Source organism: Streptomyces sp. NBC_00597 (assembly GCF_041431095.1).
Lineage (GTDB): Bacteria > Actinomycetota > Actinomycetes > Streptomycetales > Streptomycetaceae > Streptomyces.
Window position 1 is genome coordinate 599,979 of record NZ_CP107757.1, and the last position, 22,189, is coordinate 622,167.

Below are 22,189 nucleotides of genomic sequence, written 5' to 3' on the forward strand. Positions count from 1 at the left end.
AAGGTGTGGTGCGCGGTACGGCAACGGGAGGTGCAGGACCGGTCCTAGCGTGACGGGCATGCCGCGCCGCTTCGGCGCGCGGACCAGCCGACCCGAATCGAGGAAGCATCCGCATGCCGTACATCACCGTGGGCCAGGAGAACACCAACCCCGTCGAGCTGTACTTCGAGGACCAGGGATCCGGGCAGCCCGTCGTCCTCATCCACGGATTCCCGCTCGACGGCCACTCCTGGGAGCGCCAGAGCGCCGCTCTGCTCGACGCCGGCTACCGCGTGATCACGTACGACCGCCGCGGTTTCGGGCGGTCCTCGCAGCCGACCACCGGCTACGACTACGACACCTTCGCGGCCGACCTGCACACCGTGATGGAGACCATGGACCTGAACGACGCCGTCCTCGTCGGCTTTTCCATGGGCACCGGCGAGGTCGCCCGCTACGTCTCCAGGTACGGCTCCGGCCGGGTCGCCAAGGTCGCCTTCCTGGCCTCGCTTGAGCCCTGCCTGCTCAAGAGCGACGACAACCCGGACGGCGTCGCCCCGAAGGAGTTCTTCGACGGCGTCGTCGCCGCCGTCAAGGCCGACCGCTACGCCTACTACACGGCCTTCTTCAACGACTTCTACAACCTCGACGAGAACCTGGGCACCCGCATCAGCGAGGAGGCCGTCCGCAACAGCTGGAACACCGCGGCCCGCGGCGGCTCCTTCGCCGCGTCCGCCGCACCGGCGACCTGGTACACCGACTTCCGCGCCGACATCCCCGCCGTCGACGTGCCGGCCCTGATCCTGCACGGCACCGCCGACCGCATCCTGCCGGCCGAGGGCACCGCGCACCCCTTCCACAAGGCGCTTCCGTCGGCCGACTACGTCGAGATCGAGGGCGCCCCGCACGGTCTGCTGTGGACCCATGCCGAGGAGGTCAACACCGCCCTCCTCGCCTTCCTGGCGAAGTGACCCCCCACCGTTGACCCGCCGGGTGACGCCGGAGGCCCCGGCGTCACCCGGCCCCGGATCCCCGGCGCGGAACCCTACGAGCTCAGGAGAGCGGACACCCCATGCAGTTCGGCATCTTCACCGTCGGGGACGTCACCCCCGACCCCACCAACGGTCGCACTCCGACCGAACGCGAGCGCATCAAGGCGATGGTCGCCATCGCGCTCAAGGCCGAGGAGGTCGGTCTTGACGTCTTCGCGACCGGCGAGCACCACAACCCGCCGTTCGTACCGTCGTCGCCGACCACCATGCTCGGCTACATCGCCGCCCGCACCGAGAAACTGATCCTGTCCACGTCCACGACGCTGATCACCACCAACGACCCGGTGAAGATCGCCGAGGACTACGCGATGCTCCAGCACCTGGCCGACGGCCGGGTCGACCTCATGCTGGGCCGCGGCAACACCGGTCCGGTCTACCCGTGGTTCGGACAGGACATCCGCCAGGGCATCAACCTCGCCAAGGAGAACTACACGCTGCTGCGCCGGCTGTGGCGCGAGGACGTCGTGGACTGGGAGGGCACGTTCCGTACGCCGCTCCAGGCCTTCACCTCGACACCGCGACCCCTGGACGGCGTCCCGCCCTTCGTCTGGCACGGATCCATCAGGTCCCCCGAGATCGCGGAGCAGGCCGCCTTCTACGGCGACGGCTTCTTCCACAACAACATCTTCTGGCCGGCCGATCACACCCGGCGCATGGTGCAGCTCTACCGGCGCCGGTTCGCGCACCACGGTCACGGCCGGCCGCAGGACGCCGTCGTCGGCCTCGGCGGACAGGTCTTCATGCGCAAGAACTCCCAGGACGCCGTACGGGAGTTCCGGCCCTACTTCGACAACGCGCCGGTGTACGGCCACGGCCCGTCGCTTGAGGACTTCACCGAGCAGACCCCGCTGACGGTGGGCTCTCCCCAGCAGGTCATCGAGCGGACCCTGTCGTTCCGGGAGACGGTCGGCGACTACCAGCGCCAGCTGTTCCTGATGGACCACGCGGGCCTGCCCCTGAAGACCGTCCTCGAACAGCTCGACATCCTCGGCGAAGAGGTCGTGCCCGTGCTGCGGAAGGAGTTCGCCAAGGGGCGTCCGGCCGACGTGCCGCAGGCCCCCACGCACGCGTCCCTCCGAGCCGTCCGGGAGGTGTCCGCCGCATGAAGCTGATCGTCGTCTCCGCGGGGCTGAGCACCCCCTCCTCCACCCGCCTGCTCGCGGACCGGCTGGCCGAATCGGCCCGCGACGAACTCGACGTCCGGGGGCACGCGGCGCCGACCGAGGTCGTGGAGCTGCGCCAACTGGCCGGCGACATCGCCAACCACCTCGTGACCGGATTCCCACCGCCGCGACTGAGCGCCGCCATCGACGCGGTGACGGCCGCCGACGGCCTGATCGTCGTGACTCCCGTGTTCGCGGCCTCCTACAGCGGTCTCTTCAAGTCCTTCTTCGACGTGATCGATCCGGACGCCCTCTCCGGGAAGCCGGTCCTGATCGCGGCGACGGGCGGTACGGCCCGCCACTCCCTGGTCCTTGAGCACGCCGTGCGCCCGCTCTTCGCCCATCTCCGCGCCGTCGTCGTCCCCACCGCCGTGTTCGCGGCCTCCGAGGACTGGGGCTCGGGTGGATCCGAGTACACCGACGGCCTGCCCGGCCGCGTCCGCCGGGCGGGCGTCGAGCTCGCCGCGCTCATGGCGGCGCGCCCGGTCGGTGAAGAGCCGGAGGACGACGTCACCGTCCTCGAACGGCAACTCGCCGACCTGCGCTTCGACTGAGACGGGCCGCCGGCCCGGGCGGCGGCGGGGTGGTTCACATGGTTCATACTGTTCCGCCGTATGAGCGTGAACCGAGTGACGACAAGGACCGTGCCCGAGGAACTCGACGGTGTACGGACGCCGCTGCGCGGCAGGGACGCCGAACTGGCGTTCATCGAGGCGCGGCTCGACGCGCTCGTCCGGGGCGAGGGCGGGATCATCCGCGTCGAGGGCCCCGTCGGCATCGGCAGGTCCAGGATCCTCGCGGAGGCCGCGGCAGCCGCGAGGCGGCGCGGGACGAGGGTGTTCGAGGGGGCCGCGGACCCCGACGAACAGTTCGTGCCGCTCGGCCCCCTCCTCGACGGTCTGCTCTCCGGCGAGGAACCGCTGTCGGGCGCCATCCGCCTCAGGGACCTCGCCACGACACCCGGCCAGCGGTTCTGGCTGCTCCAGGAGTTGGGGGACCGCCTGCGGGAGACGGCTCGAAACGGCCCTCTGCTCGTCGTCCTCGACGACCTCCAGTGGTGCGACGACCTGACCCTCCTCACCTTCAACACCCTCGCGGCCGGACTCTCGTCGCACGCCATCCTGTGGCTGGTCGCCGTGCGCGGCGGCAGCGTGCCGTCGGGCGTGCGCACGACCTTGGACAGGATCCGGCGGGCAGGCGCACACGAGCTGGCGCTGGGAACGCTGGACGACCGGGCCACCACACGGATCACCGAGGACGTCCTCGGCGCCGCTCCCGACCCGGACGTCCTCCGCGTCGTCCGTCGCGCCGAAGGGGTCCCGCAGCTGTTGGTCGAGCTGCTCGGCTCGCTACGGGAGGCAGTGACGATCGAGAACGGCACGGCCAGGCTGTCGGCCGGACCCCCCGCGCCACGGGATCTCCCGTCTGTCGTGCGCCGCCTCGCCCAGCTGTCCGACGAGGCACGGGAGCTGGTGCAGACGGCGGCCGCCATGGGCGGCCCGGTCACCGTCGCGCTGCTGGCCGAACTGCTCGGCAGGTCCTCGGCGGCGCTCATCACAGCAGTACGGGAATCCCTCGACGCCGATCTGCTCACCGAAAGCGGCGATCGCCTCGCCTTCCGCCACGACCTGATCCGCGAGGCGGTGGAAGCCGGCCTCCCCCTGCCCCTGCGTCAGGCCCTGCGTGGTCAAGCCGCCGAGCTGCCGCCGGGGAGCGCGGCCTCCCCCGCCGAGCGTCCCGGGCCGTCGGCCGGGAGAGCCCCGGCAGATGCGGCGGAGGCCGGGAGAGCGGGGCCGGGAGACGCGGCGGAGGCCGACCGGCTGCGCACCGCCGCGGCGGAACTCGCGGCCACCGCTCCCGGACCCGCCGCGGAACGCAGCCTCAAGGCCCTGGAACTCACCACGGCGGACGCTCCGGAGCGGCCGCGGGTCATCGCCGAGACGATCCCGCTGCTCTGGCAGACGGGCCGGGCCGCCCAGGCGCGTGAGCTGGGAGCCTCCGCCCTGGCGACCGGCGGTCTCGGACCTGAGGACGAGGCACGCATACGCCTCGCCCTGGCACGCCTCGCCGTACCGTTCGACTTCTGCGAGGCGGTCCGGCAGGCCCGCGCCGGGGCGGCACTGCCCGGGATCCCCGTGGACGTGAGGGGGCGACTGCTCGCCATGCTCGCTGTCGGCCTGTCGATGGCGGGCGAGCACTCGGCGGCCGAGCAGGTCGCCGCGGAGGCGTGGGAGACCGCAGCGGCAGCGGGGGACCGCTCCGCCGAGGCCACGTTGACGACGGTCCGCTCGGCCGTGAGTTTCCACCGCATGGACTTGACCGAGGCGTTCCGGCAGGCCGAGCGGGCCGCCGCGCTGGCCGACGCCCTGGGCGTCAGCACCTCGCTGTGGGTTCCGGAGGCCTTGTGGCACGCTCTCCTGTCGAACACCACCGGACGCACCGCGCAGGCGCTCGCCGCCGCGGAGGACGGCATCCGGATCACCAGGGAGCAGGGCCGAACGGCGGCCACCCGTATGTGGCTCATGACCCGCTCCCGCATCCTTCTGGAGGTCGGACGGCTGGCGGACGCCCGGGCCGACGCCGAAGCCGCGGCCGAGACGACCGGCGATCTCGGCCCGGGCAACCTCGCCGACGTCACGCTCCGGTACGTGATGATGCGCGTCGCCCTCCACACCAACGACCAGCAGACCGCACGAGCGTACGCGGCGGAGGCGAGGCGCATGCGGAGCGACGGCGCACCCGTCGTCCGGCACTTCGGCGCCTGGATGCTGGCACTGATGGCCGACTTCGAAGGCCGGCCCGCCCGTGCCATGGCCGAACTCGACGAGGTGATGACGTCGCCCGCCGCGGACCGGCCGGCCTACGCCGGCTTGGTCGACCCCGCCGACGCCCCGGTCCTCGTCCGTCTGGCGCTGCGTGCCGGCGCGCACGAACGGGCCGCGCAGGCGGTCGCCCTGGCCGAGCGGCGAGCCGCGCTCAACCCCGACCTCACGTTCCTGGCCGCCACCGCCGCGCACGCCCGGGGGCTCCTCGACAACGACCTCGCCCCTCTCGTACGCGCCGTCCGGCTGTACGAGGACTGCCCTCGGGTGATGGCCCGGGCGTCGGCACTGGAGGACGCCGGACGCAAGCTGGCGGCCACCCGCAAGTCCGAAGCGGTGCCGTACTTCGACACGGCCCTCGCGCTCTACGCGCGAGCGGGCGCCGAGCGGGACGTCGCACGCGTCCGCCGGCGCCTGCGGGCCGCCGGGGTCCGACGCCGACCCTCGCCCGCCGGGCTCTCCGGTGAATGGCCGGAGCTGACGGCCGCGGAGCTACGGGTGGTACGGCTCGTGGCTCGACGGCTGACCAACCAACAGGTGGCCGAGCACCTCTCCCTCTCACCGCACACGGTGAGTTCGCACCTGCGCCGGGCCTTCACCAAGCTGGACATCACCTCACGCGTGGAGCTGACCCGGCTGGTGAAGCATCGTGACAGCGGAGAGTAGCCGCTTCGTATCCCACGTGGGCGTCATGGCAATGGACGATTCGTGTGATGTGCCGAGGTCGTCGCTTCCTCAGAATGATCAAGAGCCGCGGAATGGAGAAGTCCGCGGGGAACAGCTGATCGAGAGAGGAGCAGCGCATGACCGTAAGGCTCCAGCGAGCCCGCCCCGGCAGCCCCGAGCTCCAGGCGCTCGTCGACGAGCTCGCGGAGCGGCTCGGCCGGTCCGTCGCCGTCGACGACCCGCTGGTCCGCATGGTCTGCACGAGCCGCCACTTCGGCGACGAGGACCCGGTCCGCATCGGCACCCTGCTGCAGGGCCGCGCCGACAACGCGACCATCCGCTACGTCCTCGCCCAGGGCGTGACCCAGTGGTCCAGAGCCGGGTTCATCGACGGCCGTGACGATCTCGGACTGCTGCCCCGTTACGTCGTGCCCCTGCGCGAGCGCGGACATCTCCTCGGACTGCTCCTGGTGGTCGTGCCCGAGAAGACGCTCGCAGAGCACGAGACACGTGCCATCGCCCGGGCCGCGGACGCCATGGCCGCCCAGATGTACGGAGAGCACATCGCCACCGACACCCGGAAGGCCGACGAGCGGGACCTCGTCCTCGAACTCGTCGGCACCGACGTCGTCGCCCGTACCACCGCACGGCGGCGAGGCAGGGAACTCGGACTGCTCGGAGCGGCACAGCACGTCCTGGTCACCGTCGTCCAGCTGAGCTGCGCGACCGAGTTCGTGCGACAGTACGAGGCGGGCCTGTGGGGGGCGCTGGAGGGGTTCCGGCAGACGCGTTCGGCCCAGGGGCTCATCGCGATCGGGAAGGAGCGGGCGACGCTGCTCCAGCTCCGCGACCGCCCACCCGGCCCGGGCGAGGTCGATGCCCAGTCCGCTCGCATCCTCGACGAACTCCGCACCTTCCTGGACCCGTCGGCGGACCCGGTGATCGGCGTCGGTGGACGGCACCCAGGCCTGGACGACGCGTGGACGTCGTACGAGCAGGCGCTCGTGGCGGCGCGCGCGGCACGCCGACTGCCCACCCTGAAGAGCGCCGGTGACTGGGATCTCCTCGGGGAACTCGCCGTGCTGCTCCAGCTCCCGGAGCACGCCCTGAACACGTCCCTGGTCCCGAAGCCGCTCCGCACCCTGACCGGGGCGAAGGGGGGCGACCGCCTGCGGGACACCCTGCGCTGCTTCCTCGAACACGCGGGATCGATCCCCAGGACCGCGGACACGCTGGGAATCCACCGCACCTCGCTCTACTACCGCCTGCGCCAGATCCAGGAGATCACCGGACTCGACCTCGGCGACGGCGTCCACCGGCTCACGCTCCACCTCGGCCTCAGGATCGAGGAACTCCTCGCCCCGGGCGGCGACGGAGCCGTCTGACCTCCTCCTCGCTTCGACAAAGCGAGGAGGATCCACGGCTCGATTCCTACAGCTCGCGGTGGTGCGGGCGGCGGGCCCCATTCGATGATGTTCGGGACGGGCGGGAGCGAAATACCGCCTCTGACCAGGGGAGAGGTCATGAAGGAACTGATCACGACGGACGGAGCACGGCTCGCGTACCAGGACACCGGCGGCGAGGGCGTCCCGCTGGTGATGCTGCACGGCTGGGGGCAGACGCAGGCGATGTTCCGCCACCAGATCGAAGGACTGGCGCCCGGCCGCCGAGTCGTCACTGTCGACCTCCGCGGCCATGGGAAGTCCGGCAAGCCGCATCACGGCTACCGCATCGCCCGACTCTCCCGCGACGTGCTCGAACTCGTCGACCATCTCGGTCTTGACCGTTTCGACGCACTGGGCTGGTCCATGGGCGTCTCGGTGTGGTGGAGCTTCATCGACCAGTACGGGACCGGACGGATCCGGCGTTTCGTCGCCGTCGACCAGCCCGCGACGGTCGCCGCCGTGCCCTGGATGACCGAGCGCGAACAGCGGGACTCCGGCGCCATCTTCGACGTGTCGGGGCTGCTGTACCTGGGCGCGGCCCTCGCGGGGCCGGAGGGCGACACGGTCCTCGCCGACTTCGTGCGAGGCATGTTCTCCGGTGAGCCCGACCCCGAGGTGCTGGCCTTCGTCGGCGAGGAGATCCGGTCGACACCCGCCTACGCGGGCGTGCCGCTGCTGTTCGACCACTGCGCGCAGGACTGGCGCGACGTGCTTCCCCGGATCGACGTGCCGACCCTGGTGATCGGCTGTGAGGGGAGCCATGTGCACCCCGATTCGCAACGTTTCGTTGCCGAGCGGATTCCCGGCGCGCGCCTGCACGTCTTCGCCTCCGACGTGGCGAGTTCGCACTTCCCCTTCCTGGAGAACCCGCCGGCCTTCAACGCCGTGGTGGAGAAGTTCCTGGCCGAGGAGCCGGTGAACGGGGCGTGATTCCGCCCTCCGCCCGCACGAACCCACGGCTAGGAATCCCCATGACCCTCACACTGATGTCACGTGCGCCCGAACGGGTGCCTCGGCAAGCGCCCGGTCCGGCCTCGTCCTCCTCCCGCTCGGGGTGGCTGGTCCAGATGCTTTCCGAGATGCCGGAGGCGAACGACCGGACCCACGTCTACCTCGGCGTCCATGTCCGTGGGCCCGTCACCGTCGTACGCGAGCGCGCCAAGACCCTGTTGGAGCCGAACGACCTGGTCTTCTGCGACCCGGCCCGACGGCACCTGCTGCAGTTCGGCGAAGACTGCCAGATGATCTTCTTCCGGGTGTCCCGCTGCTACCTGGGCGTCACGGAGTCGGAACTGAACCAGGTGCTCGGCGTACCCGTACGCGGCGGGGAGGGGCTCGGGGCGCTGACGTCCGACTTCCTGACCGCGCTCGCCGCCAAGGCGGAGTTCCGCCGGTCCACGATCGGGGACCGGCGGGCCAGGACGGCCGTACACCTCCTTTCCGTCCTGGTCATGGAGCTCCTCGATGCGGACACGACGGACGAGGCCGACGACGCGTCAGGGGCCGTCAACGAGATGCTGTCCCGCATCCACGGCTACATCGAAGAGCATCTGATGGAACCGGGCCTCTCACCGGAGTCGATCGCACGCGCCCACCACATCTCCGTCCGGTACCTGCAGAAGCTCTTCCAGAACGACGGCAGCACGGTGAGCCAATGGGTGCGGCAGCGCAGGCTAGAGTTCTGCCGGTTGGAGCTGGGCCGCTCCAACCGGAGGATCACCATGGCCGCGGTGGCACACCGCTGGGGCTTCAGCAGCCCCTCGCACTTCAGCCGCACGTTCCGCGGGGCCTACGGCATGAGCCCCAGCGAATGGCAGGCGCTGGCGACCTCGGCCTTCGCACCGCCGGCTCCCGGCGCCCAGGACGAGCGAAGGCGCTGAGGCGCGTGTGCGCCGTCATGACGGCGTGAATGCGCGCACTACAAGAGGTGCCGCTTCCACGGCTCCACCGTGAGCAACAGCTGCAGGGACCTCTTGCCGAATTCCGGGCCAGGCCCTGACCGTCGTGACGACGACCCACGCGTGGTCCGACACCGAGAAGAGAACTCGCATGACCAACCCCACCGTCGTCCTCGTGCACGGTGCCTTCGCCGACGCGACAGGCTGGATAGGCGTCATCTCGGAACTGCGGAGCAGCGGCATCCCGGTGATCGCTCCGTCGAACCCGCTGCGGGGCCTGACGTCGGACGCCGCCTACCTCGCCTCCGTCCTCGCGCAGGTCGACGGCCCGGTCGTACTCGTCGGCCACGCGTACGGCGGTGCGCTGATCACCGTGGCCGGCGCCGCGGAGAACGTCGTCGGGCTCGTCTACGTGGCGGCCTACGTGCCTCACGAGGGCGAGAGCCTCGGCCAGCTCCAAGGGAGCTTCCCCGAGTCCCCGTTGACGGGCAACCTGAAGGAGTGGACGTACCCGCTCCTCGACGGCGACTCCGCGGTCGAGGTCACCATCGAGGAGACGGCCTTTCCCTCCGTCTTCGCGGCGGACGTGCCCGAGGATGTTGCCGGTGCCCTGGCAGCCGCCCAACGCCCGCTCGCCACCGCCGCCTTCACCGAGACCGCGTCCGCGGCGGCGTGGCGGACCAAACCGTGCTGGGCCCTGGTGGCCGGAGCCGACCGCACGATCGGCCCCGAGGTCCAGCGCTTCGGCGCCGCACGGGCCGGCGCCGTCGTCGTCGAACTCCCGGACGCCTCCCACGCCGTCGTCCTGTCCGAGCCCACCCGGGTCGCCGACCTGATCAGGGACGCCGTACGGGCGACGAGCTGACCGACCGACCTCCGCGACGACACGAGTGGGACCGCGCCGGTCGGGGCGCCACCCCTCGGTCGGGCCGAGCTCGGACCGGAAGACCTCCCCATCTGGCCGTGCGAGCGCAGGTCTCGGTATGCCGCCGCCGGGTGCTCGCGGCTGGGTACCCCGAGTCTGCAGAAGAGACCGTGAACGGCGTGAGCCACTGAGCCTTTTCAGGCTGGCCACCGATCGGGGGACGCCGGTGAGGTGGGGACAGGGGGTGCAACGCACGAGGCCCCGGTGTCGTTGAGGGAGTGTTCAAAGTCTCAACCCGCTGGTAAAGAAGCCTCGTTGGTTCCCATCCAGCCGCACTCGACCTGCCGCACGCCCTGGTCGAGTGGGTCACCATGCGCATCGTCACCCGTGAGGGCGACTGGCGGTGCCAGCTTCCGCCGCACCAGCGTGCGCTCGTCGCTCTCGTGTACCTGCGCCGCCACGACACCCTTGCCCGCATCGCGGCCGGCTTCGGGACATCCGTCAGCACCGCCCACGCCAATGTCATCGCCGTCACCGGCCTGCTCGCCAACCGGGCCCCTGGCCTGCTGAAGACCCTGTGCGAGCACGACCCCGACTTCGCGCTCCTGGACGGGACTCTCGCCGAGTGTGACCGCGTCGGCGACAGCCGGGCGGGACTACTCGGCCAAGCGCCGTGGTCATGGAGTGAACATCGCGGTCGTCACCGATCCGGCCGGAGGCGCTGTGGATCTCACCCGCGCTGCAGGGCCGCACCCACAACCTGACCGCCGCCCGCACCGACAAGATCATCCGGATCTGTCCCGACGACCTACCGGGTCAGCGTCTTCGTCCCGGACGCCACCGCATGACCGGCCGGCGGGATTCCCTCCCGGCGGCATCCGCGCCCAGGCCGACGGCTACGTCTTCCAGGAATTCATTCCGGGCAGAGAGTGATTGCTTCCCAGTCCTTCCCCGAGTCTCCCGTGAGAAGAAATTCACTCAGGTACATATCCGTCTCGTCATGCCTGTCCCCTTCGCTCAGCCAGACGGACTCGCATTCCGGACACATGAAGAAGATCTGGCCCGAGTCCTTTCGCTTGTAGCGGCGTACCCAGTCCTGTCCGCAATGGACACAGGCCACTTTTTCCATCAATTCCAACTCCTCGGAAAGGCGGTGATCACTTCATTGCCGTGTTCGACAGTGATGGAAATATATTCATCACCAGGGTTGAAGCCGACTTGGCGCCCCATCGGGATGATATAGGTTGTGCGTGCCCCCTGCGGATTTACCGAGACAGCTGTGGCCCGCTTGCCCCAAGCCTCGTCGATCGTCTCAAGCACACCCTTGCTTCCCGTGTCGAAAACCCCGTGAGCAGGTTTCGCCGGGTTCTCTTGGGTGTGCTGCATTACGTGAGTGATGCGGTGCCCCTCAGGGGATCCAGGCCCATAGTCGAGGCCTTCTGGTGAGCGGTACCAGCCACCGCCCAGGTCGTGTAGATCACAGCCCGCCAGGCCCAGAGGGTCTGACCATGTACCGGGGTGACGGATGTAAGCGTTCGGATTCGGAGCAGGCTCCAGACCCAGCGGGTCCACGCTGATGTACCGGGCATTTTCCGGGTCGTAATAGCGGAAGTGGTTGTAGTTCAGGCTCGTTTCAGGGTCTGCATATTGACCTGGGAAGCGAAGTGGGCAGTCCACGGATGTGGCGTCCGTGAAGGTGGGGAAGTCCACGCCCCACAGGGTGGTGCGGCGCTGCCAGGCCAGTTCACCGCCAAGAGTGACCAGTTCGGTCGGCGTGCCGACGGCGTCCGTGATCACCGCGTGGAAGCGCGTGCCGTGGTCGGCCCCGGTGTCCGGGCTCAGCTTGGCCAGCAGTGATGCGCCCGGCTCGCGGACCAGCGGCTGATGGTCGGTCTGGGTGAGCGGGCGGTGGGTGCCGGGAGCGTGGTCCCAGGTGGTGAACTTGCCATTGGCTGCCCGTTGTTCGGCCAGGCGGGTGTCGTCCCAGGTGAATTCCGTGCGCTCGCCGGTCGAGCCGTCTTTCGCCAAACGGTGCTTGGATATCCGGCGGCCCAGTGGGTCGTACGTGTACTGCCAGCGGTCACCATCCGGGGTCACCGCCTCGGTCAAGCGGTCTTCCGAGTTCCAGGCGTACGTCCATGTACGTTGCTGCCCGTTGAGGAGCTTGCGGTTCTTGCGGATCAGGCGACCTTGGGCGTCGTGATCGTACGAGGTGCGGCCGGCACGACGGATGAGGGTTCCGGTGAACTCACGGTCACCGGACGATTCGTGCGCGGGTGCGGTGGCGTGGGTGAGGTTGCCTGTCGCATCGTAGGCGTACGTCTCAGTCCAGCCGTGGGCTCGGACGCCCGTGACGCGGCCGATGCGGTCAAGGTCGAACCGTCGGGTGCCCGAAATCAGTTCACGGATCTCGGTGAGATAGCCGTCCTGGCGATAGGCGTATGCACGGTGCTGGAGGAGTCGATCGGCATCTGTCGTGCGTGCTGTCAGAGACTGGGCGGTGAGGCGGTCTGCCGCGTCCCAGGTCTGGGTCAATGTCAGGCCATCCCCGAGGCTACGCTCGACCTCGCGGCCGGTAGCGTCGTACGAGAAGGCCAACGAACCTGCGTCCGCGTGTAGTTCTACCAACCGACCCGCCGCGTCGTACACCCACTCCGAGGCTAGGCCGGACGGCGTGACTCGTTGGATTCGCCGCCCCAGCGCGTCATACGCATAACTGATCGTCCGGCCGTTGACGGTTTCCGTGAGCGTACGGCCGAGGGCGTCCCGCGCGATGGAGACCGCCGCATCCGCGTTGGCCGTGTGGATCAGATGGCCCGATGTGCCGTAGGCGTACGTGGTGACGGCGCCCGCGTCGGTGCGCTGCTCGATGACGCGGCCCAGCACGTCTCTGGTGAAGCTCAGCGTTTCGCCCGCGCCGTTAGTGCGGGATGTCAGAGCGCCCGACGCGTCGTGCGTGTACGTCAGCGTCCGGCCGTTGAAGTCGGTCTCCGTGACCAGTCGGCCCGCATCGTCGTACGCGTACCTCCAGGTCAGCCCCTGCGGGTTGGTGACTCCGGTCAGCCGGAGCTCGGTGTCGTACGCGAAGGCGTATGCCGTGCCGTCCGGGTCTGTGCGGGTGGCGGGGACGTCGAAGTGCGTGGCGGTGTGGCGGGTGACGTTGCCCGCGGGGTCGGTGTGGGTGAGCGGGTTGCCCTCGCCGTCCCAGGTCCAGGACTCCCGGCTGCCGTCGGCGTATTCGTGCCACTCCGGCTTACCTTCGGTCGTCCAGCCCATGCGGGTGGTCCCGCCCAGTGGGTCGACCACTTGGACGACACGGCCGAAGGAGTCGCGGCGCGCCACCGTGGTGTGCCCGAGTTCATCTGTGACGGCGACGGGCAGCCCGGCCGCATCCGGTGTGACCCTGCGGGTATGGCCCAGGGCGTTAGTGACAGTGATCAGGTGGCCCGACTCATCGTAGGCGCAGTGCGTTTCGGCGCCGAGCGGGTCGGTGGTGGTGACCAGGTTGCCGAGCTCGTCGTAGGTGTGGTGCCAGGTCGCACCACCGGGCTCGACCACCTCGACCGGCCGGCCGAGCGCGTTGTACGTGGCCCGGGCGACGGTCTGGTCCGGCAGGGTGACCGCGGTGAGGTTGCCGGCTTCGTCATAGGCGTAGCGCGTCGTACGGCCGAGCGGGTCGGTGACCGAGACGGGTTTGTCGCCCCGCTCTGTCCACTGCGTGCGGGTGGTGTGGCCGAGCGGATCGGTCTCCTCGACGACCATGCCCGCGGAGTTGTACCGGTGGGTGGAGCGGCGGCCGAGGGAGTCGGTGTAGGTGGTGGTGTGCGCCGTGTCGTCGTAGGCGAGGGTGCCGGAGAGGAAGCCGTCGCTGCCCTCGGTGCGCTCGACTCGGCCGCGGGCGTCGTAGAAGTAGGCGAAGGAGGTGCCGTTGCGGTCGGTCCAGGAGGTGACCCGCCCTTCGGCGTCGTAAGTGAAACGCAGCGGTTCGTCGCTGGAGTTGACGACCTCGGTGAGGTTGCCCGCCTCGTCGTAGCCGTACCGCATGACGACCGTACCGGCGTCCTCGCCCGGCGAGGGCTCGTACCGCGACGGGGCCTGGTCGAGCAGGCGCAGGGCCGTGATGCGCGGCCCCTGGGTGTCGACGGCGAGGTAGTAGCCGCCGGAGTGGCGGAGCGCGGTGGGGATGCCGTCGGGCGTGCGCTCGATGTCGATGCGAGCGCCGTTGCGGTCGTGCCAGCTGTCCAGCGGGAGGTGGAAGACACCAAAGGTGCCGGAAGGGAGGGGGGTACCGAAGGTGCGGACGACTCCGGAGTCTGGGTCGGTGATGGTCATGACGCCGTCGGGCTTGCCGTCCCATTCCAGCGGCCAGCGGGCGCCCTTGACGGGCAGGGCTGGCTCGCCGGGCTGAGGAACGGGGTAGACCAGGCGCATGCCGTCCGAGGCGGCGAACACCACCCCTTCCCCGTCGATCTGAAGGCACTCGTCCAGGGTGGAGACCCAGGTGGGGCCGAAACACACCCCACCACGGTACGAGGACAGGTGGGTGCGCTCGAAGACCAGGGGGAGGTCGGCCGGGAGCGTGAGGTCGGTCTGCGTCATCAGCATGGCGCCGGTCGCCACGTCGATCGGCTCTCCGACGCACGGAGTGCTCTTGCACTGCCGGGCCGCCGGACCGAGTTCGACCAGGTCGGGTCGGAGCGTCGGCGGCCGCAGCATCAGCGGCACCTCGGTCTTGGTGAACAGGCCCCCCTCGATGCCGGCTTTCGTGACACCACCGGCGGCACCAAACACGCCGCCGTAGATCATGCCGTCCTTTGCCGCGGCATTGATCTCGTCGAGGCTGAATCCCCGTGAGGATGGAAAGGCTCACTGTCTGTGATGCGCCGCAGGGTCGGCGGGCTCTGTAAGGGGCGCTGAACAGGAAGCCCGGCGGGCTCGTTGCGGCGGGCGCAAGGCGCTGATTCCCATTCGGTTCTCCCCGGATTCTCCCCAGAGCTTGCCGACGCCCAAAAATGGCTGGTCACGGGCTTTTCGGGGACAAGGTGAGGAGATCACCCGCATCTATTCTCCCGATCTGTGAGTGATTCGAGAGCAAAGTGCGAAGGAGAGCTAAGCGGGATGTGAGGAGTCTAGAGCCAGTCCCGCCGCTTGAAAATCACGTACAAACTCACGCAAACCACCCCCATGAGGCAGATCGCAAGGGGGTATCCGAAGCTCCAACCCAACTCCGGCATGGTCTCGAAGTTCATGCCGTAGATGGTGCCGACCAGGGTGGGGGCGAAGAGGATGGCCGCCCAGGCGGAGATCTTCTTGAAGATGTCGTCCTCAACGCGTTGACCTGCGCAGATTGCTGTGTGAGGCGTGCTGACCTGCGGCGTTGCATGTTTCCGACGCTTTCATGGTGAGGCCGAATTGTGCGGTCGATTCTCCCCAGCCGCTCCCCAGCGCTGCTTCATTCTCCCCAGATTCTCCCCAGCCGCAGCGGGTTCTCGACGGTGCTTCCGCTGGTGAGACGGCCCTCCTGGGGCTTGCTGAGCCGCTTCGCACAGTCGAGGCGGCGGCGTGTGGGCCGAGGAGGCGATTCACGGGCTGTCGTACGTGTCACCTCTCGGCCTCCTGCCAGACGGAGGTGAGCGCCGTGACGGGGTCGCTGTCGGCCGGTCCTGCCGGCCACCAGTCGCCGTCGTCATCCTGGAGGTAGGGGTACCAGCGGGTGTCAGGGCCCAGGCGCAGCTGGATGCCGTGGTCGGTGAGAGTGAGGCGGTTGCGCCAGGCCCTGAGGGCGGCCGGGGCGGTGGTCATTTCGGTGAGGGCCCCGGTCAGGGCGCTGCGGGCGGCTGTCATCGCCGTCGGGTCGGGGGTGTAGGGCTGTTCGGCGACGGTGATGCCGGTTGGGCCGCCATACCGCCAGGCGCGGGTGAGGCGGGCGAACGCGGTCGGTCTGGCACCGGTGTTCTGGATGAGGTGGTGGAACCACTCGGGTCCGCAGTTGCTCGCGGCGATCCGTGCCGCGTCCTCGCGCTGGGTCAGGTGCAGGCTGGTGGTGTCGCCCGTGAGCAGCCGGGCAGCGCGTGCGGCGGTGTCCGTCATGAGGCGTTCGAGGTCCGTGGTGGACAGACCGGTGCCGGGTGGCGGGGCGGCGGGCAGTGCGGCGGTGTGGGGGGCCGGTTCGGGGAGATCTGGAAGGGGTGGAGTGTGTTCGGCCAGGGCGGCCCAGGCCGCGTAGGCGCCGACGGCCGGGAGGCCGGCCGGCGCCGGTGGGGTGGAGGTCGCTTGGGCGGCCGTACGGCGGGCGCGCAGCTGGGCGAGGACCTCCTCCCGTCCGCGGCCGCGCAGGGCGAACACCACGAAGGGGTCGGCGTCGATGGTGGAGGCGGTGGCGTAGCAGAGTGCGGCGGCGTGTTTGCAGGGGTAGCCCCAGTCGGGGCAGGAGCATTCGGGGTCGAGTTCGGTGGGCTGCGGGAGCAGGGGGACACCGGCGTGGCGGGCGTCGTCGACGAGTTCGGCGGGCATCTCGCCGTCGAGGAGTGCGGCGAGATGCCCGGCCCGGGCTGCGATGGTGTCGAGGAGGGTGTCCCACTGGGCGTCGGTGAGGACGGGCAGGTGGACGGTGGAGCGGTAGGGGCGGGGCCTGCTGCCCTGGACGGCGGCTTTGACCTGGCCGGGGGCGATGGTGGTCGGGCCCACCATGCCCTGGCGGGCGTAGGTGCGTCCGCGGGACAGGCGCCCCGAGTCCATGGTGGAGTCCTCCAGGGCCGTCACCCATGCCTGGCCCCACCAGGTCTCGGCGAAGGCACGCCTGCCGCGGGCGGGCGTGCGGCGCGGGCCGGGGATCGAAGGGCTCATTCCTGCCTCCCCAGGGCGACGAGTTCGGCGAGATCGGCGTCGGACAGTTCGGTCAGAGCGGCCTCACCGGAGCCGACCACGGCGTCGGCGAGCGCGCGCTTGGATTCGAGAAGCTTCGACACCTTGTCCTCCACGGTCCCCTCCGCGAGGAGTTTGTGGACCTGTACGGGCTTGTCCTGGCCGATGCGGTAGGCGCGGTCGGTGGCCTGGTCCTCGACCGCCGGGTTCCACCAGCGGTCGTAGTGCACGACATGGGTGGCACGGGTGAGGTTCAGGCCGGTGCCCGCGGCCTTCAGGGAGAGCAGGAATACCGGCACCTCGCCGCGCTGGAAGCGGTCCACCATCTCCTCGCGCGCGTTGACGGGGGTGCCGCCGTGCAGGAGGAGGGTGGGGACGCCTCGTTCCGCGAGGTGCTTCTCCAGCAGGTTCGCCATCTGCCTGTACTGGGTGAAGACCAACACCGACTCGCGTTCGGCGGTGATGGTATCGACCAGTTCGTCGAGCAACGCCAGTTTGCCGGAGCGGCCGTGCAGCGGTGTGGACTGGCGCAGGTACTGCGCGGGGTGGTTGCAGATCTGCTTCAGCGCGGTGAGGAGCTTCAGGATCAGGCCGCGGCGGGCGATGCCCTCGGCTTCGGCGATCTTCGCCATGGTTTCGCGGACCACAGCCTCGTACAGGCTTGCCTGTTCGGCCGTCAGCGGCACGACGCGGTCGGTCTCGGTCTTGGCGGGCAGTTCGGGCGCGATGCCCGGGTCGGACTTCCTGCGGCGAAGCAGGAAGGGCCGCACGAGACGAGACAAACGCTCAGCGGCCCGCGGGTCCTCGCCCGACTCGATCGCGCGGGCGTGGCGGTCGCGGAACACGGCGAGTGGTCCGAGGAGTCCGGGGGTGGTCCAGTCGAGGAGCGCCCACAGTTCGGAGAGGTTGTTCTCCACGGGGGTGCCGGTGAGGGCGACGCGGGCGCGGGTGGGCACGGCGCGCAGCTCGCGGGCGGTGACGGCGTACGGGTTCTTGACGTGCTGGGCCTCGTCCGCGGCGATCAGCGACCAGGCGTTCTCGGCGAGGGTCTCCCGGTCGCGGCGCAGGACTCCGTAGGTGACCAGGACGATCTCGTCGTCGGCGAGGTCCTTCAGGTGGCGGTCGCCGCCGTGGTAGCGGCGCACGGGGGTGGAAGGCGCGAACCTGGCTGCCTCGCGCTGCCAGTTGCCGAGCAGCGAGGCGGGGCAGACGACGAGTGTGGGGCCCGCAGTGGCGGGGTCGGTCTGGCGGTGCAGGTGCAGAGCGAGCAGGGTGATGGTCTTGCCCAGGCCCATGTCGTCGGCGAGACAGCCGCCGAGACCGAGCTCGCACATCTCGGCCAGCCAGGCGAGGCCCCGTTTCTGGTAGTCGCGCAGCGTGGCATTCAGTGCGGTGGGCTGTGGGGCGGGGGTGCGGGATTCGGGGTCGCGGATACGGGCGACGAGGTCGCCGAGCGCACCGACCGCCGTGCAGCGAAAGGTCTCCCCGTCCCGCTCCGCTTCGCCGGTCAGCGCAGCGCCCAGCGCCTCCATGGGAGTGAGCGGTTCCATCCGGCGGCGCTTGGCGCGGGCCACCAGCTTCGGGTCGGCGACCACCCACTGGTCGCGCAGCCGGACGAGGGGGCGGCGCGTCTCCGCGAGGGCGTCCATCTCGGCCTCGGTGAGCGGGTCTCCGCCGAGCGAGAGCTGCCAGCGGAAGTCGAGCAGGGTGCCGGCGTCGAGCATGCCGCCCGCGCTGGAGCCGGGCGCGGTGCGTTGCCCGATCTCCGCGGTCGCGGTGAATGCCTTGACGAGCTCGCGCGGCCAGTGCACGTCGACACCGGCGGCGCGCAGGGTGTCGGTGGCGTCGCCCAGCAGGTCGAAGGCTTCGTCGTCGGTCAGCCGCAGCCGGTCCGGAGCAGCGTCCTTCAGCAGCCGGTCGAGCGGTGGCCAGACGCGGGCGCCGCGGCGCAGTGCGAGCAGCGTCTCGGTTTCGGCGCGCGGGCCGAGCAGGCGCTCGGTCTCGGCCGGCTCGCTCCACAGCTGTGCGGCCTCCACGACGAGCGCCGGATCCGCAGCGGTGTGCAGCTGGAGGACGGCCCGGAAGTGCCGGCGGCGTCCCTCGGGTACGTCGACCCGCAGCGAGACTCGGACGTCGGCGGTGAACGCGGCAGCGGTCTCCTCGGCCCACTCGTGCAGGGTGGGCACGGCACGCGTCTCGCGCCAGGCGTACGGCAGGGCTCCCATGGCGAGCGGAGCGGCGGGGGTGCGGACCAGGGCGTCGGCGACCGCGTCGCAGAACCGGCGCACCAGCGCGGCCGGTTCGGCGATCCGCAGCGGGGCAGGACCTGGCTCCGGCAGGCAGTGGCCGTGGGGCGGGAAGGCGGCGGCGAGGGCGTCCAGCGTCCGACGCTGGGCCGCGTTGAGGGGGCCCGCCTGCCAGGTGTCGTAGCCGGCGGGGGTGAGGGCCGGGTGAAGACGGCCGTCGGCGAGCAGCCGGAGCGCGAATCGGGCGGCGGTCTGCCAGGCGGCGGCGGACGGGTGCGGTGGCTGTGCCCCAGACAGCGCGGCGACAGCGAGGGCGACGGGCAGCGCGTAACCCTCCGCCTTGCGCCGTCTGACCGAGCGGCCGTGCGGCAAGACGAGCTCCGCCGCCTCGGTCTCGATGCCCGCGGGTGCCGTGCCCTTGGCGGCGGCTGCCCCGGCGGGCTGCCAGAGCAGCAACCGGCCGAGGCGGGACGGCTCGCCGGGCAGGAAGACCGCCGCCCAGCCGTCGTCGAGCAGGCTCCGGGCCCAGGCAGCCGACTCCGGTGTGGCCAATGGCGGCAGGCTACGCGTGCCTGTGCCCTGCTCCCGTACTAGGACTCGTGCCACTCGCTTTTCGCCTCACCGTCGTCCAGGCGGTCTTCACCGCGTCTTCGTCCACCAGCAGGGTCCGACCCCGCCGTCACCGGCGGGAGTGGGCCTTGTTCGCCGCGGTACGCATGCGCTTGGCCAGCCGCTTGTCGACGCCGCGCAAGCCCTCGCCCAGTTCGGCGAGCACCTGGGCGGTGGCTGGGTGCTCCACTCGCCACAGCTCGTCCACCCGCTGTTCGAGCGACTCCGGCGCCGTGTTCCAGTTCTCCAGGAAGTCCCGGGTCAGCTCCTGCCTCTCCTGAGCACCGGCGAGGATCGACAGTCCGTCGATGAGCAGCCACAGTTCCGACTGCTCCGCCCGCGCCGGGTCCACGTCTGCTTCTGCCCCGAGGCGTGCGCCCAGGGTCGCGGTGGCCACCTGGCGGCACCCCTCGGCGTCGGAGTCCGCTGCCTTGCGCAGCACGCGCAGTGCCCGGGGGTCGTCGAGGTCGGCCAGCACCAGTTGGGCCACGGCGCGCTTCGCCGCTGCCTCGCAGCCGTCTCCCACGCATGCGTCGAGCAGCCCTACCGCGGCATCCGTCGCCGAACGGTGTGCCAGCCACCCTTCGACCTCCCGGCGCATCTCCTCGGGGGAGTAGCCCAGGAGCCCCTGGAGCAGAGCGTCGGCGTCCGCTTCGGCGTACTCACCGAGCAGCGGCGCGGGCACACCGCACTCCATCAGGTACGCGCGGAGCCCGTAGCGGCCGAGTGGGGTGAGCCGCATGCGGTGCCCGCGCTGGTCGTCCCACGACCGGTCCGACGCCGCCGTCGAGGTTCCCGAACCGCCGCCCAGCTCCTGTCCGACCAGGGCGTTCTGGAGTGTGCGCAGATTCTCCTCGGCCGAATCGACGCCGTCACCGGGCTCGTACTCCACCGCGCCCAGCAGGGCGAGCCCTTCGCCGAGTCCTTGGAAGGACGCCGCGAACAGCGCCTGGAAGAGATCGAACTCCGGCCCGTTCTCGCCCACCTCGCGGGCCTTCGCACGCAGGCCGTCGACATCCACCCAGGCGTCGTCCGGGGCGTCGTACAGCAGGCCGACCAGTCCGTCGGCGATCTCGGCCGTCAGCTCGCCCAGCTCACCGTGCCACCCGTCCAGCACCCCCGTCTCACCGATCTCCTCCAGCAGATCGCCCATCGTGGCGGCCCAGAACTCCAGGAGGCCCTCACCGGTGAAGTCGGTTGCCGCGCCACCCCACGCGCGGCCCCCGCTGACCGTGATCAACCCGCCGTCCACGGCGAGCCACCACGGATCATCGAGAACGGCCACGTCCTTGGCGCTGCGCAGCGACTTCAACGCACGAGCCCGCGCGACGGCATCGGCATACGGCGAGTCGTCGCCGGCCAGCTTCCACAGCTGGAGCTCCTCGACGGCCGCACGGGCGAGCGCGGGCCGAAGCACCCGGCCGGCGGTGACCTGCCGTCCCTCGCGGCACCAGGCGGCGAGCCGCAGCGCAGCGTCGAAGAGCGGAACACCCCGCACGGCAGCGAAAAGGTCCTCCCGCGGAGCCAGAGTCACCGGGCGCAGCACAGGCACATCCTCAGCCGGTCCGTCGAATCCGGCATCGACTGGACCGCCCACCCCGCACTGCCCGCAGGTACACAACGCCACGTCCTCGGCGGTCAGCGGACGGACACCGCCGCGCCCGGCCCCATCACCGGTCGGCGGCTTCGCTTTGCCGGACACCGTGTCCGGCGTCAGCCGGTCCAGCCGCGCGGTGATCCCGTCCCGGTCGAAGGCCGCCGGATCGTATCCGGTCGCCCGCAGCTCGGCGACAAGCTCACCGTGCGGGCCATCCCCGGCCCCGCCCGGGGCGTCGAGGAACTCCAGCACCTCGGCCAGCCCCCACACGCCGCCGATGTCCTCGGCCGGTACGTCGGCGCGACGCCCGCCGACGCAGCGCACCGCCCGCTCCGCGCCGACCGGGCGCGGCAGTGTCTTCTCCAGCGTGATCCCGTGCTCCCAGTCGTCGCCGAAGTCGTAGACGTAGCGCAGCCGTGCCTTCTCCTCGGCCAGCACGTCGCCGAGCGCGGTGGCGTCCTCGTCGCCGACCTCGTGGCCGAAGCCGAGATCGATGCCGGTGAGTCGGGCCGCCTCGCCGTACCCCCGGCCGAACTCGTCGGTGAAGAGATGCAGATGGCCACCCTGCCATCCGAAGGCGACCTGGATGGCGTCGTGCAGCGTCCCGAGCGAAGCATCGGACGGCAGCACGAGGCGCCGCCACAGGGGCGGTCTTGTGCCGTGCAGCACGATCTTCAGCTGGAGATCGGACGGGGCCGTCTTCCCGTCTCGCCGCATCTGCTGCTCCTACCGCACCGGTGCCACTCGAACGGCCCCATCATGGCGCTGCCGGTGTGCCGAGCTCAAACCCGGTTGCAGCGGCCACCGTCCTTCTGGGAACACACGGTCCCGACGCCGCCCGATGCGGACATCCTCTGCCCTCGCGACCTTTCGCAGGGCGGCACAAGCGCTCGGGAGCGCATGGCCCTACCGGCCACGGCTGTCGCAGCCCTCGACATGCGCGGACGCGGCGCGATGCCGGGTTTCGTAGCCCGTCCGGTGTC

General features: G+C 70.5%; 11 protein-coding genes and 3 pseudogenes. 9 read left to right on the forward strand and 5 right to left on the reverse strand.

The features are described 5' to 3' along the window. Positions 1-113 precede the first annotated feature (113 nt). The 9 genes and pseudogenes from OG974_RS02430 to OG974_RS02470 form a co-directional block, all read left to right on the forward strand. Positions 114-950 carry an alpha/beta hydrolase gene (locus OG974_RS02430; RefSeq protein ID WP_327279316.1) on the forward strand — a complete coding sequence of 279 codons (837 nt, stop codon included), beginning with the start codon at positions 114-116 and terminating at the stop codon, positions 948-950. A gap of 101 nt (positions 951-1,051) precedes the next feature. Then, the gene (locus OG974_RS02435; protein ID WP_327279317.1) at positions 1,052-2,137 is read left to right on the forward strand and encodes an LLM class flavin-dependent oxidoreductase; all 1,086 of its coding nucleotides are present in this window, start codon (positions 1,052-1,054) and stop codon (positions 2,135-2,137) included. Beyond that, on the forward strand, positions 2,134-2,748 hold the full coding sequence (locus tag OG974_RS02440) for an FMN reductase (protein WP_327279318.1): 615 nt from the start codon (positions 2,134-2,136) through the stop codon (positions 2,746-2,748). The genes OG974_RS02435 and OG974_RS02440 overlap by 4 nt, the downstream gene beginning before the upstream one ends. Positions 2,749-2,808: 60 nt before the next feature. Beyond that, the gene (locus OG974_RS02445) at positions 2,809-5,682 is read left to right on the forward strand and encodes an AAA family ATPase (RefSeq protein WP_327279319.1); all 2,874 of its coding nucleotides are present in this window, start codon (positions 2,809-2,811) and stop codon (positions 5,680-5,682) included. Positions 5,683-5,819: 137 nt separating this feature from the next. Next, positions 5,820-7,067 (forward strand): helix-turn-helix domain-containing protein, encoded by a 1,248-nt coding sequence (locus OG974_RS02450; RefSeq protein WP_327279320.1) that lies wholly within the window; start codon positions 5,820-5,822, stop codon positions 7,065-7,067. Between the two features lie 138 nt (positions 7,068-7,205). After that, positions 7,206-8,057, forward strand: a complete 852-nt coding sequence (locus tag OG974_RS02455; RefSeq protein WP_327279321.1) for an alpha/beta hydrolase — start codon at positions 7,206-7,208, stop codon at positions 8,055-8,057. A gap of 149 nt (positions 8,058-8,206) precedes the next feature. Continuing rightward, a complete protein-coding gene (locus OG974_RS02460; RefSeq protein WP_327279322.1) occupies positions 8,207-9,007 on the forward strand; it encodes a helix-turn-helix domain-containing protein in 801 nt (266 codons plus the stop codon). A gap of 169 nt (positions 9,008-9,176) precedes the next feature. Further along, positions 9,177-9,890, forward strand: coding sequence for an alpha/beta hydrolase (locus OG974_RS02465; RefSeq protein WP_327279323.1), 714 nt, complete (start codon positions 9,177-9,179; stop codon positions 9,888-9,890). Positions 9,891-10,261: 371 nt separating this feature from the next. Then, positions 10,262-10,689 (forward strand): annotated as a pseudogene (locus tag OG974_RS02470) (transposase family protein); the annotation flags it as partial. A 677-nt stretch (positions 10,690-11,366) separates the two neighbouring features. On the opposite strand, the pseudogene OG974_RS02475 reads toward OG974_RS02470, so the two are convergent. The 5 genes and pseudogenes from OG974_RS02475 to OG974_RS02495 form a co-directional block, all read right to left on the reverse strand. After that, positions 11,367-14,738 (reverse strand): annotated as a pseudogene (locus OG974_RS02475) (DUF6531 domain-containing protein); the annotation flags it as partial. Between the two features lie 281 nt (positions 14,739-15,019). Further along, positions 15,020-15,205, reverse strand: a pseudogene (locus OG974_RS02480) (CorA family divalent cation transporter); the annotation flags it as partial. Between the two features lie 286 nt (positions 15,206-15,491). Further along, on the reverse strand, positions 15,492-16,736 hold the full coding sequence (locus tag OG974_RS02485; protein ID WP_327279330.1) for an SWIM zinc finger family protein: 1,245 nt from the start codon (positions 16,734-16,736) through the stop codon (positions 15,492-15,494). Then, positions 16,733-19,552, reverse strand: coding sequence for a DEAD/DEAH box helicase (locus OG974_RS02490; RefSeq protein WP_328928449.1), 2,820 nt, complete (start codon positions 19,550-19,552; stop codon positions 16,733-16,735). The genes OG974_RS02485 and OG974_RS02490 overlap by 4 nt, the downstream gene beginning before the upstream one ends. 127 nt (positions 19,553-19,679) lie before the next feature. After that, complete coding sequence (locus OG974_RS02495) at positions 19,680-21,923, reverse strand: hypothetical protein (protein WP_371645224.1); 2,244 nt, start codon at positions 21,921-21,923, stop codon at positions 19,680-19,682. Between the last annotated feature and the right edge of the window lie 266 nt (positions 21,924-22,189).

Coding starts and splice junctions, on each gene's coding strand:
- OG974_RS02450 (WP_327279320.1), top strand. CDS start 5,820: ATGACCGTAAGGCTCCAGCGAGCCCGCCCCGGCAGCCCCGAGCTCCAG.
- OG974_RS02465 (WP_327279323.1), top strand. CDS start 9,177: ATGACCAACCCCACCGTCGTCCTCGTGCACGGTGCCTTCGCCGACGCG.
- OG974_RS02455 (WP_327279321.1), top strand. CDS start 7,206: ATGAAGGAACTGATCACGACGGACGGAGCACGGCTCGCGTACCAGGAC.
- OG974_RS02460 (WP_327279322.1), top strand. CDS start 8,207: ATGCCGGAGGCGAACGACCGGACCCACGTCTACCTCGGCGTCCATGTC.
- OG974_RS02430 (WP_327279316.1), top strand. CDS start 114: ATGCCGTACATCACCGTGGGCCAGGAGAACACCAACCCCGTCGAGCTG.
- OG974_RS02495 (WP_371645224.1), bottom strand. CDS start 21,923: ATGCGGCGAGACGGGAAGACGGCCCCGTCCGATCTCCAGCTGAAGATC.
- OG974_RS02440 (WP_327279318.1), top strand. CDS start 2,134: ATGAAGCTGATCGTCGTCTCCGCGGGGCTGAGCACCCCCTCCTCCACC.
- OG974_RS02445 (WP_327279319.1), top strand. CDS start 2,809: ATGAGCGTGAACCGAGTGACGACAAGGACCGTGCCCGAGGAACTCGAC.
- OG974_RS02435 (WP_327279317.1), top strand. CDS start 1,052: ATGCAGTTCGGCATCTTCACCGTCGGGGACGTCACCCCCGACCCCACC.
- OG974_RS02485 (WP_327279330.1), bottom strand. CDS start 16,736: ATGAGCCCTTCGATCCCCGGCCCGCGCCGCACGCCCGCCCGCGGCAGG.